The 13,182-nt window shown below is 69.1% G+C and carries 14 protein-coding genes and 1 pseudogene; 12 read left to right on the top strand and 3 right to left on the bottom strand.

Annotated elements, in window-relative coordinates; genetic code table 11:
- Positions 1 to 14 precede the first annotated feature (14 nt).
- Positions 15 to 1,439, bottom strand: coding sequence for a phytoene desaturase family protein (locus tag ACJ8AT_RS13490; protein ID WP_407738111.1), 1,425 nt, complete (start codon positions 1,437 to 1,439; stop codon positions 15 to 17).
- 283 nt (positions 1,440 to 1,722) lie between these two features.
- On the opposite strand from ACJ8AT_RS13490, the gene ligD reads away from it, so the two are divergent.
- The 10 genes and pseudogenes from ligD to ACJ8AT_RS13440 all read left to right on the top strand — a co-directional run bounded on the left by ligD (position 1,723) and on the right by ACJ8AT_RS13440 (position 7,924).
- Positions 1,723 to 2,658 carry a non-homologous end-joining DNA ligase gene (ligD, locus tag ACJ8AT_RS13485; protein WP_407738110.1) on the top strand — a complete coding sequence of 312 codons (936 nt, stop codon included), beginning with the start codon at positions 1,723 to 1,725 and terminating at the stop codon, positions 2,656 to 2,658.
- Positions 2,655 to 3,749 (top strand): ATP-dependent DNA ligase, encoded by a 1,095-nt coding sequence (locus tag ACJ8AT_RS13480; protein ID WP_407738109.1) that lies wholly within the window; start codon positions 2,655 to 2,657, stop codon positions 3,747 to 3,749. The genes ligD and ACJ8AT_RS13480 overlap by 4 nt, the downstream gene beginning before the upstream one ends.
- A gap of 90 nt (positions 3,750 to 3,839) precedes the next feature.
- The gene (locus ACJ8AT_RS13475) at positions 3,840 to 4,688 is read left to right on the top strand and encodes a GvpL/GvpF family gas vesicle protein (protein WP_407738108.1); all 849 of its coding nucleotides are present in this window, start codon (positions 3,840 to 3,842) and stop codon (positions 4,686 to 4,688) included.
- Positions 4,689 to 4,698: 10 nt separating this feature from the next.
- Positions 4,699 to 5,418 (top strand): GvpL/GvpF family gas vesicle protein, encoded by a 720-nt coding sequence (locus tag ACJ8AT_RS13470; protein WP_407738107.1) that lies wholly within the window; start codon positions 4,699 to 4,701, stop codon positions 5,416 to 5,418.
- Between the two features lie 210 nt (positions 5,419 to 5,628).
- Positions 5,629 to 5,829 (top strand): annotated as a pseudogene (gene gvpJ, locus ACJ8AT_RS13465) (gas vesicle protein GvpJ); the annotation flags it as partial.
- Positions 5,830 to 5,963: 134 nt separating this feature from the next.
- Positions 5,964 to 6,731, top strand: a complete 768-nt coding sequence (locus ACJ8AT_RS13460; protein WP_407738106.1) for a GvpL/GvpF family gas vesicle protein — start codon at positions 5,964 to 5,966, stop codon at positions 6,729 to 6,731.
- A gap of 2 nt (positions 6,732 to 6,733) precedes the next feature.
- Positions 6,734 to 7,015, top strand: a complete 282-nt coding sequence (locus ACJ8AT_RS13455; RefSeq protein WP_407738126.1) for a gas vesicle protein GvpG — start codon at positions 6,734 to 6,736, stop codon at positions 7,013 to 7,015.
- Entirely contained in the window at positions 6,996 to 7,250 is a 255-nt protein-coding gene (locus tag ACJ8AT_RS13450; protein WP_407738105.1) for a gas vesicle protein, read from the top strand. The genes ACJ8AT_RS13455 and ACJ8AT_RS13450 overlap by 20 nt, the downstream gene beginning before the upstream one ends.
- Positions 7,247 to 7,567, top strand: coding sequence for a gas vesicle protein K (locus ACJ8AT_RS13445; RefSeq protein WP_407738104.1), 321 nt, complete (start codon positions 7,247 to 7,249; stop codon positions 7,565 to 7,567). The genes ACJ8AT_RS13450 and ACJ8AT_RS13445 overlap by 4 nt, the downstream gene beginning before the upstream one ends.
- Before the next feature lie 9 nt (positions 7,568 to 7,576).
- Positions 7,577 to 7,924, top strand: a complete 348-nt coding sequence (locus tag ACJ8AT_RS13440) for a gas vesicle protein (protein ID WP_407738103.1) — start codon at positions 7,577 to 7,579, stop codon at positions 7,922 to 7,924.
- On the opposite strand, the gene ACJ8AT_RS13435 is transcribed toward ACJ8AT_RS13440, so the two are convergent.
- Together ACJ8AT_RS13435 and ACJ8AT_RS13430 are read right to left on the bottom strand one after the other, a co-directional pair.
- On the bottom strand, positions 7,849 to 8,793 hold the full coding sequence (locus tag ACJ8AT_RS13435) for an FAD-dependent oxidoreductase (protein WP_407738102.1): 945 nt from the start codon (positions 8,791 to 8,793) through the stop codon (positions 7,849 to 7,851). The genes ACJ8AT_RS13440 and ACJ8AT_RS13435 overlap by 76 nt on opposite strands.
- 15 nt (positions 8,794 to 8,808) lie before the next feature.
- Positions 8,809 to 10,719: a YgiQ family radical SAM protein gene (locus ACJ8AT_RS13430; RefSeq protein ID WP_407738101.1), complete on the bottom strand. Its 1,911-nt coding sequence runs from the start codon at positions 10,717 to 10,719 to the stop codon at positions 8,809 to 8,811.
- Between the two features lie 268 nt (positions 10,720 to 10,987).
- Between ACJ8AT_RS13430 and ACJ8AT_RS13425 the strand changes: the two genes are divergently transcribed.
- On the top strand, positions 10,988 to 12,424 hold the full coding sequence (locus ACJ8AT_RS13425; RefSeq protein ID WP_407738100.1) for an ABC transporter substrate-binding protein/permease: 1,437 nt from the start codon (positions 10,988 to 10,990) through the stop codon (positions 12,422 to 12,424).
- Positions 12,421 to 13,170, top strand: a complete 750-nt coding sequence (locus ACJ8AT_RS13420; protein WP_407738099.1) for an amino acid ABC transporter ATP-binding protein — start codon at positions 12,421 to 12,423, stop codon at positions 13,168 to 13,170. Before ACJ8AT_RS13425 ends, ACJ8AT_RS13420 begins: the two co-directional genes overlap by 4 nt.
- The last annotated feature ends 12 nt before the right edge of the window (positions 13,171 to 13,182 follow it).

Raw genomic sequence — 13,182 nt, 5'->3', positions numbered from 1 at the left:
CCGGGCCCGCGGCTTCAGCGCAGCTCGGCCTTCAACGCCAGCCGGGCCGCGTTGTGGCCGCACATGCCATGCACCCCCGCTCCGGGCGGCGTGGAGGCCGAGCACAGGTAGAGCCCCTTCGTGGGCGTCCTGTAGGGGTTGGCTCGCAGCGCCGGCCGGGCCAGCAGCTGCCAGAACATGTTCGCCCCGCCCGAGATGTCTCCGCCGACCAGGTTCGCGTTGTGGCGCTCCAGCGCCTCCGGTGTCATCACGCCGCGGGCCAGGATGGTGTCCTTGAACCCGGGCGCGAAGCGCTCGACCTGGCTCTCGATTTGAGCGGTGACGTCCAGGTCTCCCCCATTCGGCACGTGGCAGTACGCCCACGCGGTGTGCTTTCCCGCGGGGGCGCGGCTCGGATCGAACGGGTACTGCACGAGCAGCACGTAGGGCTTGTCGGCGTAGCGGCCCTCCCAGGGGGCCCGCTCGGAGCGGGACAGCTCGTCGAACGTGCCGCCCAGGTGGACCGTGCCCGCGTCCCGGCAGCCCGCGGCCTTCCAGGGAATGGGCTCCGAGAGCGCCCAGTCCACCTTGTGCACGCCGGGGCCATAGCGGAACGACTGGAGGCGCTTCTTGTAGCCCTCGGGCAGCCTGGTGCCCGCGAGCTTCACCAGCTGCCGGGGCGTGACGTCGCAGAGGATGAGCTTGGCCGGCGGCAGCTCGTCGAGGTTCTCCACGCGTGCGCCGGTTTCAATCCTGCCGCCCAGCGAGCGCAGCAGCGAGGCCATCGCCTCCGCCACCTTCTGTGAGCCCGCGCGGGCCACGGGCCAGCCGCCCGCGTGGCCGCTGGTGCCCAGCACGAGCCCGAACGCGCCGGTGGCCGTCCACTCCAGAGGAGTGATCGAGTGCGCCGCTACGCCAGCGAACAGGCCCTTGGCGTGCTCTGCCTCGAACCAGCTCTCGGCGAGGCTCCGGGCCGAGCGCAGGGCCTTCAGCCCGAAGTTCGCCAGCGCCAGGGGATGGCGGGGCGGAGAGATCAGCGGCCCGAGCAGCGCCGGCGCCAGCTTCTCCCAGTCACGCACGAGCGGACCGAACAGCTTCTTCCACGCCGCCCCATCCCGGCCCAGCGTGGCGGCGGTCTCGTCGAGCGAGCGGTAGGCCACGCCCGCATGGCCATCATCGAGCGGGTGGGCATAGGACGCGCGGGGATAGACGAGCTCCAGCCCGTGCTCGGCCAGCGGCAGGCCGCGCAGGAACGGCGAGGCCACGGCCAGCGCCTGCACGGTGGAGCAGATGTCGTGGATGTACCCGGGCAGCGTCAGCTCCGCCGAGCGGCACGAGCCTCCCACGGTGGCGTTCGCCTCGCGCACCAGCACCGAGCGCCCCGCCTGGGCCAGCGTGATGGCCGCCGCCAGGCCGTTGGGTCCCGCTCCCACCACGATCGCGTCATAGGACTCGGCCAAGGTGCGCCGAATCTACACGCCGAGGGCAGGCCCCCGGGTCGAAAACCACCTCCCGCCGTCAAGTCTTGTTGGACTGCCACTGGTAGCGGCCGGGGGCTGTCCACAGGGCGGGGATGCCCTACCCAGAAGGTCGGAGGCTCGAACTTCCCCTGCTGGGTTTCCTCGCGCTCTGACACGAGGCCTGAAAACCGGCTTCCGCCGCGATCGTCCGTCCGCCCTCTTGCCGGACGATCCCCCATCCGTGGATGTGCCGACGGCGTGATCACATCCCTACCTTGGGAGCATGAACGCGGAGGCACTGGCCATCCTCGATGAAGGCGCTAGCGGAGAGCGCCATCTGAAGATCGGCGAGCGGGAGCTTCGGCTGACCCACCTGGAGAAGCCCTTCTGGCCCGAGCTCGGCATCACCAAGGGAGATCTGCTGCGCTACTACGCCCAGGTGGCGCCGGCGCTCCTGCCCCACCTGGCCGACCGCGCCATGGTCATGAAGCGTTATCCGAATGGCGCCTCGGGCCCGTTCTTCTTCATGAAGCGCGCGCCGGAGCCGCGCCCGGGCTGGGTTCGCACCTGCTCCATCAGCCATGCCTCGGGCAATGTCATCGACTTCCCGGTGGTGGATGATCTCGCGGCGCTGCTGTGGGTGGTGAACCTGGGGTGCATCGATCTGAATCCCTGGTACGGCCGGTGTGATGACGTGCAGCGGCCCGACTACCTGCACTTTGATCTGGATCCCTTCCAGGCGAGCTGGGAGCAGGTGGTGGAGACCGGGCTCCTCCTGCGGCAGGTGCTCGAGGGCCTGAAGATGCCGGCGCTGGTGAAGACCTCCGGCTCCAAGGGGCTGCACGTCTACGTGCCCATCCGCCGTGGCCCGACGCAGAAGCAGGTGTGGACCATCGCCAAGGCGCTCGCGCAGGAGCTGGCCGGGCAGTATCCGGACCTCATCACCTCCGAGTACCGCATCGCCAAGCGTCCTCGCGGGCGAGTGCTCGTGGACTACAACCAGAACGCCTGGGGACGCACGCTCGCGTCCATCTACTCGGTGCGCCCTACGGCCCACGCCAGCGTGTCCACTCCCATCACCTGGGAGGAGCTCGAGGCCGGGGCGCGCATCGAGGACTTCACCCTGAAGAACGTGCCCGCTCGTGTGAAGCGCCGGGGAGACCTGTGGAAGCCGCTGCTGGTCTCCAAGGGACGGGTGGCGCTGGAGAGGTTCCTATGAAACCGCCTCGTGCCGCCGCCGCGCCCGCATCCTGGGCGAAGCTGGAGCTGCCGCTCACGCCCCCGTATCCGCCCATGGAGGCGGAGCTCGTGCGGGAGATTCCCTCCGGGGACCTCTGGCAGTACGAGCCCAAGTGGGACGGCTTCCGGTGCATCGTCTACCGCGATGGGGACCAGGTGGAGCTGCAGTCCAAGGCGGGCCAGCCGCTGGGCCGGTACTTCCCGGAGCTCGTGGCGGCGGTGCGCAAGCTCTCGCCCAAGCGCTTCGTGATCGACGGGGAGATCGTCATCCCGGAGGCCGGAGGGCTGTCATTCGATGCCCTGTTGATGCGGATCCACCCGGCAGCCAGCCGCGTGGCCAGGCTCGCGGCCGAGAGCCCCTCGCGCCTCTACGTGTTCGACATGCTCGTGGACACCCGAGGGCAGCGGCTCACCGACAAGCCGCTGCACACGCGGCGCGAGAGGCTGGAGGCGTTCGCCTCGCGTAACCTCGAGCCCTCGGGGCAGATCCGGCTGTCGCCCGCGACGTACTCGGAGCAGGTGGCTCAGGCGTGGCTCGGGTCTCCCGGGATGGATGGGGTGATCGCCAAGCGCCTCGCCGCCTCCTATGCCTCCGGCGAGCGCACGGGGATGGTGAAGGTGAAACCGCAGCGCACCGCCGATTGCGTGGTGGGCGGCTTCCGGTGGGCCGAGAACCGGAAGAGCGGGGTGGGCTCGCTGCTGCTCGGCCTCTACGACAAGGAGGGGCTGCTGCACCACGTGGGCTTCTGCTCGAGCTTCTCCGCGAAGGACAAGAAGGAGATGGTCGCGCCGCTCGAGTCCATCCGAGGCGGGCCGGGGTTCACGGGCAAGGCTCCGGGCGGGCCGAGCCGCTGGAGCAAGCGCGACGGCGCCTGGGAGCCGCTGCAGACGCGGCTCGTGGTGGAGGTGGGGTACGACTACTTCAGCCAGGGGCGCTTCCGGCACGGCACCCAGTTCCTGCGCTGGCGCCCCGACAAGGCTCCCGAGCAATGCCGCATGGAGCAGGTGCTGAGCAGACGCTCGGCGTCCGAGGTTCCGCTCGTGGACTACGGTGACGCCGCGATCCCGTGAGACGTCATGCGGGTGTCGGGCCAGCGGCTCGCTGTCGACATCTGGACACACTTCATCGCCTGTCAGCGGTGCGTGGAAGCATCCGGGGTCATGAATCCAAGAGAGAGCAACGGGGCTGAGGAAGTGGGGCTCTACGTGTTCTGCTTCACCCGCGCGAGTGCGGTGGAGGCGGTTGTCGGCCTGGGGTTCGCTGGCGGGGAGCCGCTCGAAGTCCAGGTGCATGGGGAGATCGCCGCTATCTGCTGCGAGGTTCCGCTTCAGGAGTGGACCGGTGAAGCGGGCGAGGCCCACTTGAAGGAACTGGCCTGGCTGGGGCCTCGCGCGTTGCGTCACGAAGAGGTGATCGAGCAGATGATGCGCGCCTCTCCGGTGCTGCCGCTGCGCTTCGGGTGCCTGTTCTCGTCGAGGGCGCGGCTCGTGGAGCTGCTCGAACGTGAGCAGGCGAGGATCTCCGCCTTCATCGAGAAGGTGGCTCACGAGGAGGAGTGGTCGCTCCAAGGCTGGTTGGATCTCAAGGTCTGCGAGGAGGCGATGTTCGCCGCGGATCCGCGCGTTGCGAAGCTGCCGGCGTCAGGGGGTACGCGCTACCTCATGGAGCAGAAACTGCGGAAGGAGGCGGCGCGGGCGGCTCGTGCCTGGGTTCCGGAGGCGGAGGCGATGATTGCTCGGGCGCTCGAAGGCGTGGTGCTCGAGCGGCGCTCTCTGCGGCCTCCCTCGCGCAGCGCGGAGAATCCCGCGCTGGAAGGCGCTCTCCATTGGGCGATCCTCGTTCCGCGCGGAGCCGAGGCAGAGCTGGCCAAGCGCCTCGAACCGCTGGTGGAGCAGTTGTTGGCTCGTGGCCTGCACCTATCCGCGCGAGGGCCCTGGCCGGCCTACAACTTCGCTCCGCACATCGGGAGTGAGTCCGGCGACACGACCCCGGAGCAGAGCCTTGGCTGAGGAAGATTCCATGTCGCGCCCAGGTGGCGCTGGGCTGATGCTCTACTGCATCGCCAACGCTTCATCGGCGGTGCCGAGCGATGAGCCCGGAGTGCATGGCACCCGGCTCCTGCGAGTCGTGCAGGGTGAGCTCGTGGCCGTGGTGTCGCCCGTTGCCGACCTGGCTCGGGTGACGGCGCCTGTTCAAGCGGACCTGCTCGCTTATGAGCGCGTCATCCGGTCGCAGCACGCCGTGGCCGACGTGGTGCCGATGCGCTTCGGCAGCGTGCTCACCGGCGAGGCGGCCGTGCGCGCGCACCTGGGCGAGCAACGGGCCACCTATCTGCGTGTGCTCGCGCGAGTCACTGGCTGCGTGGAGATGGGAGTCCGGGCGCTGATCTCGCCTCCGCCCCCATCGGTGGTGCGCGAAGAGGCCGCGCCGCCGCCGATTCGCTCGGGCGCCGACTACCTCAAGGCCCGGCAGCGCCGTTATTCCGCGGAGAGTGAACTGCGCGAACACGGTGCGGCGCTGGAACAGTCCCTGCTCTCGAAGGTGGCGCCCCTGTGCCGGGAGCATCGCTTGGAGCTCTCTCGGTCCCGGCCCGGTGAGCCCGTGCTGTGCTCGGTGTATTTCCTGGTGCCGCGTGATCAGGTGCCCGCGTTTCGCGCCGCGCTGGCTTCGAGCCCTGGCGCGGATCAGCCCGAGACCTCGCTGAGCGGCCCGTGGCCTCCCTTCAACTTCGTGGACTGAGTGTCTCCACACGGTTGTGTTGTGAGCTTGTCTACGCTTGCTGCAAGTCTTTGAGATCGGCGCTCAAACCAGACATGTCGGTCATTCTTGTCAAATGAAAAACATGTCGGAGCCCCCTGGTACGAGTCGCAACCATGGCAGACGTTCCGCTCCATCCGCGGCCCGCTGCCTAAGAGACCTCGGAGACGAGGTGACACCCAGGAGGCAGCAATGGCGGCAATTCAGAGATCCACCGAATCATCCAGTCTGGCGGACGTGCTCAACATCATCCTCGACAAGGGCATCGTCATCGATGCCTGGGCCACGGTCTCACTGGTGGGCATTCAGCTCCTGACGATCGAGGCCCGCGTCGTCATCGCCTCGGTCGATACGTACCTGCGCTACGCCCAGGCGATCGGCTTGATCGAGAGCCCTCCCACCAATGGCCCCGCGCTGCCGAGGCCGTCCGCGTCCAGCGTGATCCCCCCGATCATGGCGGGCGCCGCGGCCCCGGTGCCCGCTCCGGCGCTGTAGCCCACTCACCCTGATCTGAAGGAGCTGCGGAGATGACGAACGCTCAGGCAGGAGGCACGTATCTGTATGCCGTGCTCGCTGGCTCGCAGGGGGTGGGCGGGCTGGGGCCGGTTGGCGTCGAGGGCGGCGAGGTCTACTGCATCACCGCGGGAGAGGTCTGCGCCGCGGTGAGCCGTGTGAGCCGGATGCGCCTCCGGCCTGAGCGTCGGCACCTCCTGGCGCACCAGGCCGTGCTCCGGCGGTTGATGGAGCAGGGCACCGTGTTGCCGGCCGCGTTCGGCCTTGTCGCTCGGAGCGACGAGGCGGTGCGCGACCGGCTGAGCGAGCGCCGCGAGCTGTTCCTCGAGCAGCTCGCGCAGGTCGCGGGGAAGGTGGAGATGGAGCTCAAGGTGAGGTGGAGCGCGGCGGAGCTCTCCGAGTACTTCGTCGCGCTCCACCCGGAGCTCAGCGCCGCTCGGGCGCGTTTGAAGGGCCGCCACGACGTCAGCCGCGAGGAGCTGATCGAGGTGGGCAAGCTGTTCGAGCGGCTGCGCGAGGCCGATCGCGACGCCCACACCGAGCGCGTGGCGGCGGTGCTGAGGGAGCAAGGGTTGGAGCTGAAGCGCAATCCGCTGCGGGGAGAGCACGAGGTGATGAACCTCGCGTGTCTCGTGCCGCGCGAGAGGGTGGGGACTTTCGAGGCGATCGTCGAGGCCGCCGCCTCGGGCTTCGACGACCACTTCACGTTCGAGTTCAACGGCCCGTGGGCGCCGCACAGCTTCACGGAGCTGGCGTCCTCGGCCAGCGCTGGGCAGGTGTGAAGATGCTGCTCGTGGATGATCTATTGGTCGCGTCGCTCCATGGCCTGCTCTGGGTGGCCAGGAAGATCGATGACGCTCTGGAGCAACAGCAGGAGCAGGAAGAGGAGGAGCTCAAGGCCCGGCTGCGCGAGCTGCATCAGCGGCTCGAAGCGGGGCAGCTCTCCGAGCAGGAGTTCGAGGCGCAGGAGGCGGAACTGCTCGACCGGCTCGATGCCATCGCCGCGCGAAGGGAAGCGGCTGGTGACACGGAGGGAGGGAGTGAAGATGGCTCAGGAGAGGCTTGAGGGCGATGGACGGCTCGCGGTGCCGGAGCCCGTGTCTCTGTGCGAGGCGCTCGACCGGGTGCTGCACAAGGGCGTGGCGCTGCGGGGAGACATCGTGTTGTCCGTGGCGGATGTGGACCTGGTCTACCTGGGCCTGCAGCTCCTCTTGAGCTCACCGGAGACGGCTCGGCGCGCGGGCATCGTCCTGCCGCTGCGGGGGCAGAGCTTGCCGGCGGCTGGTGGAGGGACGACATGAGTGGCGTGGGCCGGGAGCTCGAGGCGGCGCTGCAACAGAAGGTCGAGCCTCCGTTGCGACGGCTGTCACTCGACGAGGGAAAGCTGAAGAACGGGCTGGGGCAGCTGGTGCTCACGCTGGTCAAGCTGCTGCACGAGCTGCTGGAGAAACAGGCCATCCGTCGCATGGAGGGTGGTTCGCTGACCGATGACGAGATGGAGCGCCTGGGCACGGCGCTGATGCGGCAGGCGGAGGAGATCGAGCGGCTCCGCGTGGAGTTCGGGCTCTCGGAAGAAGACCTGAACCTCGACCTGGGGCCGCTGGGGAAGCTTTTCTAGGGAGGCATCATGACGGCACAGCGCATTGTTCAGAGCACTCAGGGAGCGACGCTCGCGGATGTTCTGGATCGCGTCCTCGACAAGGGATTGGTGGTCGCGGGCGATATCAAGATCAAGCTGATGGACATCGAGCTGCTCACCATCCAGGTGCGGCTGGTGGTGTGCTCGATGGACAAGGCCGCCTCCATGGGCATGGACTTCTGGCGGCGCGATCCGCACCTGTCATCGCTGGCGGTGAGTGATCCGCCTCGGGCACTCGCGGAGCCCGGCGTGGCTGGCGCTCAGCTTGCCGCGCCTACGAGCGCCGCCACTTCCTCGGCGCAGCCCCAGGAGAGGGTGACTCCCGCGCCACCGTGACCGTAGTTGTGGATCACCCGGCGCACTCCAACGCGCTCCTCTTCGAGGCGCACGGTGGGGCGGCCCGGCCTCAGGCCCACCTTGTGCTCCAGCACCTGGAACCGCGCTCCCGTCGGCAAGAGCCGCCGGCAGCGCACGAGGATCGCCTCGGCGTTCGCCGCATCGGGCACGAGCGAGGCATTCCCGTCCTCCGCCGTCCCTCCCAGGATGCAGTCGTTAGCGCGAGAGATGATGTAGGCGATCCCTCGCTCCTCGCTCTCGTCGAAGATGAAGCCCGGAACGGGCGGCGGCGCTACGCGCAGCACCTCGCCTCGAATGGGGAAGAGCGAGTCGTCTCCCACCAGCGTGCGCGCTCCGAGCCCCGTGCAGTTCACGACGACCGGGGACTCGCGCCACGCCTCGTCCAACGAGCGCACCTCGCGCTGGTGGATTCGGCCGCCCCGCTCCCGGAAGCGGCTCTGGAGGAAGGGCAGGTAGCGGGGCATCTCGATGATGGGCGCCTCGAACGAGTAGCCGTGGGCGTATCCCGGCACCCGCTCCTCGCCGGTGGCCGCGCGCAGGCTGGGGACGCATGAGGCCCACCAGGGCTCGGGCGGGGGCTCGGTGAAGAGCTCCACGCCGCGCACCACCTGGATGCCCGCTTCCGGGTGCACGGACAGCTCGCTCAGCACGTCGAAGGTGCGCCGAGCCCAGCCCGTCACCCGCTCCTGCGGGAAGGCCCGGTAGGGGTACCAGACGGCGGCGGCCACATCGGACGTGGTGTGCGGCGTCAGCTCCCGCGCCCAGAGCTCCACGGTGTGCCCGGCCTCCAGCAGCCGGAGGCCGCACGAGAGCCCCGAGACACCTCCACCCAGCACGAGGATCCGCATGGAGGCGCTCCCGGCTCAGTTCGTCCGGCGCTCTTCGGCCCGGCGGCGGCGCTCGGCCTCGGCGGGGCTCTCCGGGGGCACCAGCGCGTTCGGCCCTCGGCCGATCAGATCCCTGCGGCCCGCCTGCTCCAGCGCCTCGCGCGCCAGCGGCCAGTGCTCGGGGTTCCAGTAGAGCAGCAGCGCCTTCTGCAGCTTCTTCTCGCGCAGCCCCCGCGCCGTGTACACCGGCTCCATCTTCAGCGGATCCAACCCCGAGTAGTACATGGCCGTGGCCACCGCCATCGGCGTGGGGATGAAGTCCTGCACCTGGCGCGGGCGCTTGCCGTTCTTCTTCAGCCACAGCGCCAGCTCCACCATGTCCTCCAGCGTCGAGCCCGGGTGCCCGCTGATGAAGTAGGGGATGTCGTACTGCTCCTTGCCCGCCTCCTCGCTGGCGCAGGCGAACATGTGCTGGAAGCGCTCGAAGCTCTCGATGCCCGGCTTCTTCATCTTCTCCAACACCCTCGGGGACACGTGCTCGGGCGCCACCGAGAGCTGCCCGCCCACGTGGTGCGCCGCCAGCTCCTTCACGTACTCGGGCGAGCGCTCGGCCAGATCGTACCGCACGCCGCTGGCGATGAAGACGTGCTTCACGCCCGGCTCCTGGCGCACCTCGCGCATCAGCTCGATCAGCGGGCCGTGGTCCGTCTGCAGGTTCTCGCAGACGCCGGGGTGCACGCAGGAGAGCTTGCGGCACTTGCTCTCGATTGCCTCGCTCTTGCACTTGAGCTTGTACATGTTGGCCGTGGGGCCACCGAGATCCGTGATGGTGCCGCGGAAGTCTCCCATCCGCCGCAGCTCCCGCACCTCGCGCAGCACGCTCTCGGCCGAGCGGCTCTGGATGACGCGGCCCTCGTGCTCGGTAATGGAGCAGAAGGTGCACCCGCCGAAGCAGCCGCGCATCAGCACGATGGAGTGCTTCACCGTGTCGTAGGCGGGGATGCGCTCCTGGTACATGGGGTGGGGCACGCGGTTGAACGGCAAGTCGTACATCTCGTCCATCGCCACCGCGCCCTCCGCGGTGCCCACCCCGTCCTCCAGCGGCTGCGCCGGCGGGTTCATGTAGATGGCGCGGTTGCCGTGGCGCTGCGCCAGCGGGCGCGCGTTGCCGGGGTTGGTCTCTATCTGGAAGTCGCGGGACATCACCGCGAAGGCGCGCTTGTCGGCGATGACCTCCTCGTAGGAGGGGAGGACCACCGGCTTGCGATCCGCCGCGCGCCGGGCCGGGTCCGCCTCGAGCGCCTTCATCTCCGCGTCGTTGATGAGGTACGCGGTGCCGCGCACGTCCCGGATCTGCTCGATGCGATCGCCCCGGCGCATCCGGTCGGCCACTTCCCACACCGGGCGCTCGCCCATCCCGAAGATGAGCAGATCCGCCTTGGCGTCGAAGAGGATGGAGCGGCGGACCTTGTCGCTCCAGTAGTCGTAGTGGGCGATGCGCCGCAGCGACGCCTCGATTCCCCCCAGGACGATGGGAACGTCCGGGTAGGCCTCGCGGCAGCGCTGGGCGTAGACGATGGTGGCGCGGTCCGGCCGGCAGTTGGTCCGCCCGCCGGGGCTGTACTGGTCCTCGGAGCGGTTCTTCTTCTGCGCCGTGAGCCGGTTGAGCATCGAGTCCAGGTTGCCGGCGGCCACCCCGAAGAAGAGCCGTGGCGGGCCGAGCGCCTTGAAGGGCTCGGCCGAGTGCCAGTCAGGCTGGGAGATGATGCCTACCTTGAAGCCTCGGCCCTCGAGGAAGCGGGCGATGAGCACGGGCCCGAAGGCGGGGTGGTCCACATATGCGTCCCCGCTGACGATGATGATGTCGAGCTGGTCCCAGCCCCGCGCCTTCATGTCGGCGCGAGTGGTGGGCAGGAAGGGGTGAGGGAAGCGAGCGTGCGTGGCCATGGCGTGCGGCTCTCCCCTAATCCGAGAGGTGGGGGGAGGCAATACTCCCTAACACACGCCCAGGCGTGGCTCATGCCAGGGCCCGCGGAGGCACGGGTTCCTGAGCTGGGCTGAACCACCACTGGAAGTGCGCGCCCATTTGCTTTATTGGTGAGCCTGCTTGCTCCCTGCATGACGTGACCGACTGCATGACATGATCGACAAACCTCCTCTGTGGCCCCGATGCGCTTCCCTGTTCTCCCGTGCCTGCCTGGCGCTGGGAGTTTTGGTGTGGTTGACGGCCTGCGGCCAGAAGGAGGGTTCGGGGCTCGAACGCGTGCAGCGCGCGGGCGTGCTCCGCTGGGGGGCGGATGCGCAGGGCGGAGAGCCCTACGCCATGGAGGACCCCGAGCACCCCGGCAAGTACCGAGGCTTCGAGGTGGAGCTGGCGGACGCCCTGGGCCGTGAGCTGGGCGTGCGCGCCGAGTTCGTCCAGAACGACTGGTCCAGCCTCATCCCCACGCTGGAGCGAGGCGGCTCCTTCGACGTGGCGATGAACGGCATGGAGATCACCCCCGCGCGAGCCGGCCGGGTGCTCTTCACGCGCCCCTACTACCTGTTCCACCTCCGGCTGATGGCACGGCGCACCGACTCGGCCCTCACCGGGCTGGAGTCGCTGCGCGGGCGCCGCGTGGGGACGCTCTCCAACTCCCAGGCGTGGGAGCTGCTGCTGCGCAGCGGGGCGCAGGCCATTCCCTACGAGGGTGTTCAGGAGCCGTACATCGATCTGGAGCAGGGCCGGCTGGACGCCGTGCTGATGGACGACATCATCGCGCAGCGTTACGGCATGCCTCGCCCCGGCCTGCGAGTGGTGGGCGACGTGGCCGAGGGCTACTACGCCATCGCCGTGAGGCCCGGAGAGGACGACTTGCGCCAGGCGTTGGATGACGCCCTGGGCCGGATCGCCCGCTCGGGGGAGCTGCGGGAGATCTTCCGCCGCTGGAACGTCGACAACGCCGCGGAGCAGCGCATGGTGGACTGGTCGCAGGAGCAGACGCGCGAGCTGCTGTCCCAGACGAGCACCACGGCGCGCCTGGACTGGAACCAGGTGCTGCTCTTCCTCCAGTCGTCGCTGCTGACGCTGCTGGTCTCGGTGGGGGCCATGGTCCTGGCCATCCCGCTGGGGATGATGCTGGCGCTGGGGCGGCTCTATGGGCCGAAGTGGATGGGCACGCTCACCACGGCCTACGTGGAGCTGCTCCGGGGCACGCCCGTGCTCTTGCAGCTCTATGTCCTCTACTACGGGCTGGCGAGCGTGCTGCGGCTGGGTCCGCTCAGCGCCGCCATCCTGGGGCTGGGGCTGAACTACGCGGCCTACGAGGCGGAGGTGTACCGCGCGGGCATGCTCGCGGTGCCCAAGGGGCAGATGGAGGCGGCGCTGGCGCTGGGCATGACGACCCGGCTTGCGCTCAGGCGGGTGGTGATTCCCCAGGCCTTCCGTGTGGCCTTGCCCGGAGTCACCAACGACTTCATCGCCTTGCTCAAGGACAGCTCGTTGGTGTCGGTCATCTCGGTGGTGGAGCTGACCAAGCGCATGACGATCACCGCGGTGGATGTGCGCAGCTGGTTGTTGCCAGGAGCCCTGTGCGCGGTGCTGTACCTGGCGATGAGCTACCCCTTGTCCCGCCTCGCGCGAACGCTCGAGGCGAAGCTGGAGCGGGCATGATCGAGGTACGAGAGCTGACCAAGCGCTACGCGGGCCGGACCGTGCTGGATGGCATCAGCGCCACCTTCGCCAAGGGTGAGGTGGTGGCGTTGGTGGGGCCCTCGGGCGGCGGCAAGAGCACCCTGCTGCGGTGCCTCAACGGGCTGGAGTCCTTCGACGGTGGTTCGGTGCGCGTGGGGGGCTGCGCGCTCGAGCCCGGGCGGGGGAGGGTGCACGCCTCGCAGCTCTGGGACATCCGGCGGCGGGTGGGCTTCGTGTTCCAGCAGTGGTACCTGTTCGCGCACCGCACGGCGCTGGGCAACGTCATCGAGGCCCCCGTCCACGTGAAGGGCCAGAGCGCGAAGGAGGCGACCGAGCGGGCCCGGGAGCTGCTGGCCAAGGTGGGCATGTCCCACCGCGAGGGCGCGTACCCGGCGGAGATGTCCGGAGGCGAGCAGCAGCGGGTGGCCATTGCCCGGGCGCTGGCGATGGAGCCCGAGGCGCTGCTGATGGACGAGCCCACGAGCGCGCTGGATCCCGAGCGGGTAGGGGATCTGGTGGCCCTGCTGGAGCGGCTGCGGGACGAGGGGCTGACGATGGTGACGGTGACGCACGAGATGCGCTTCGCGCAGGCGCTGGCGTCCCGGGTGCTGGTGCTGCACGGCGGGCACATCATCGAGGAGGGGAAACCGAACGACGTGCTGGCCCACCCCCAGCACGAGCGGACGCGCGCCTTCCTAGGACTGGGGCACGCCGCCGCGAACTGAGCGCAGGGGAGA

The organism is Hyalangium sp. (assembly GCF_045802625.1).
In the GTDB taxonomy this organism is placed as follows: Bacteria; Myxococcota; Myxococcia; order Myxococcales; family Myxococcaceae; genus Hyalangium.
The sequence above is the reverse complement of the archived record's forward strand: the minus strand, read 5'-3'. Positions and strand labels throughout refer to the sequence as shown.

Excerpts from the sequence above, each read along its gene's own strand:
- ACJ8AT_RS13430 (WP_407738101.1), bottom strand. The coding sequence starts at position 10,719 with ATGGCCACGCACGCTCGCTTCCCTCACCCCTTCCTGCCCACCACTCGC.
- ACJ8AT_RS13440 (WP_407738103.1), top strand. The coding sequence starts at position 7,577 with ATGACGGCACAGCGCATTGTTCAGAGCACTCAGGGAGCGACGCTCGCG.
- ACJ8AT_RS13435 (WP_407738102.1), bottom strand. The coding sequence starts at position 8,793 with ATGCGGATCCTCGTGCTGGGTGGAGGTGTCTCGGGGCTCTCGTGCGGC.
- ACJ8AT_RS13450 (WP_407738105.1), top strand. The coding sequence starts at position 6,996 with ATGGCTCAGGAGAGGCTTGAGGGCGATGGACGGCTCGCGGTGCCGGAG.
- ACJ8AT_RS13420 (WP_407738099.1), top strand. The coding sequence starts at position 12,421 with ATGATCGAGGTACGAGAGCTGACCAAGCGCTACGCGGGCCGGACCGTG.
- ACJ8AT_RS13480 (WP_407738109.1), top strand. The coding sequence starts at position 2,655 with ATGAAACCGCCTCGTGCCGCCGCCGCGCCCGCATCCTGGGCGAAGCTG.
- ACJ8AT_RS13460 (WP_407738106.1), top strand. The coding sequence starts at position 5,964 with ATGACGAACGCTCAGGCAGGAGGCACGTATCTGTATGCCGTGCTCGCT.
- ACJ8AT_RS13475 (WP_407738108.1), top strand. The coding sequence starts at position 3,840 with ATGAATCCAAGAGAGAGCAACGGGGCTGAGGAAGTGGGGCTCTACGTG.
- ACJ8AT_RS13455 (WP_407738126.1), top strand. The coding sequence starts at position 6,734 with ATGCTGCTCGTGGATGATCTATTGGTCGCGTCGCTCCATGGCCTGCTC.
- ACJ8AT_RS13445 (WP_407738104.1), top strand. The coding sequence starts at position 7,247 with ATGAGTGGCGTGGGCCGGGAGCTCGAGGCGGCGCTGCAACAGAAGGTC.
- ACJ8AT_RS13470 (WP_407738107.1), top strand. The coding sequence starts at position 4,699 with ATGTCGCGCCCAGGTGGCGCTGGGCTGATGCTCTACTGCATCGCCAAC.
- ligD (WP_407738110.1), top strand. The coding sequence starts at position 1,723 with ATGAACGCGGAGGCACTGGCCATCCTCGATGAAGGCGCTAGCGGAGAG.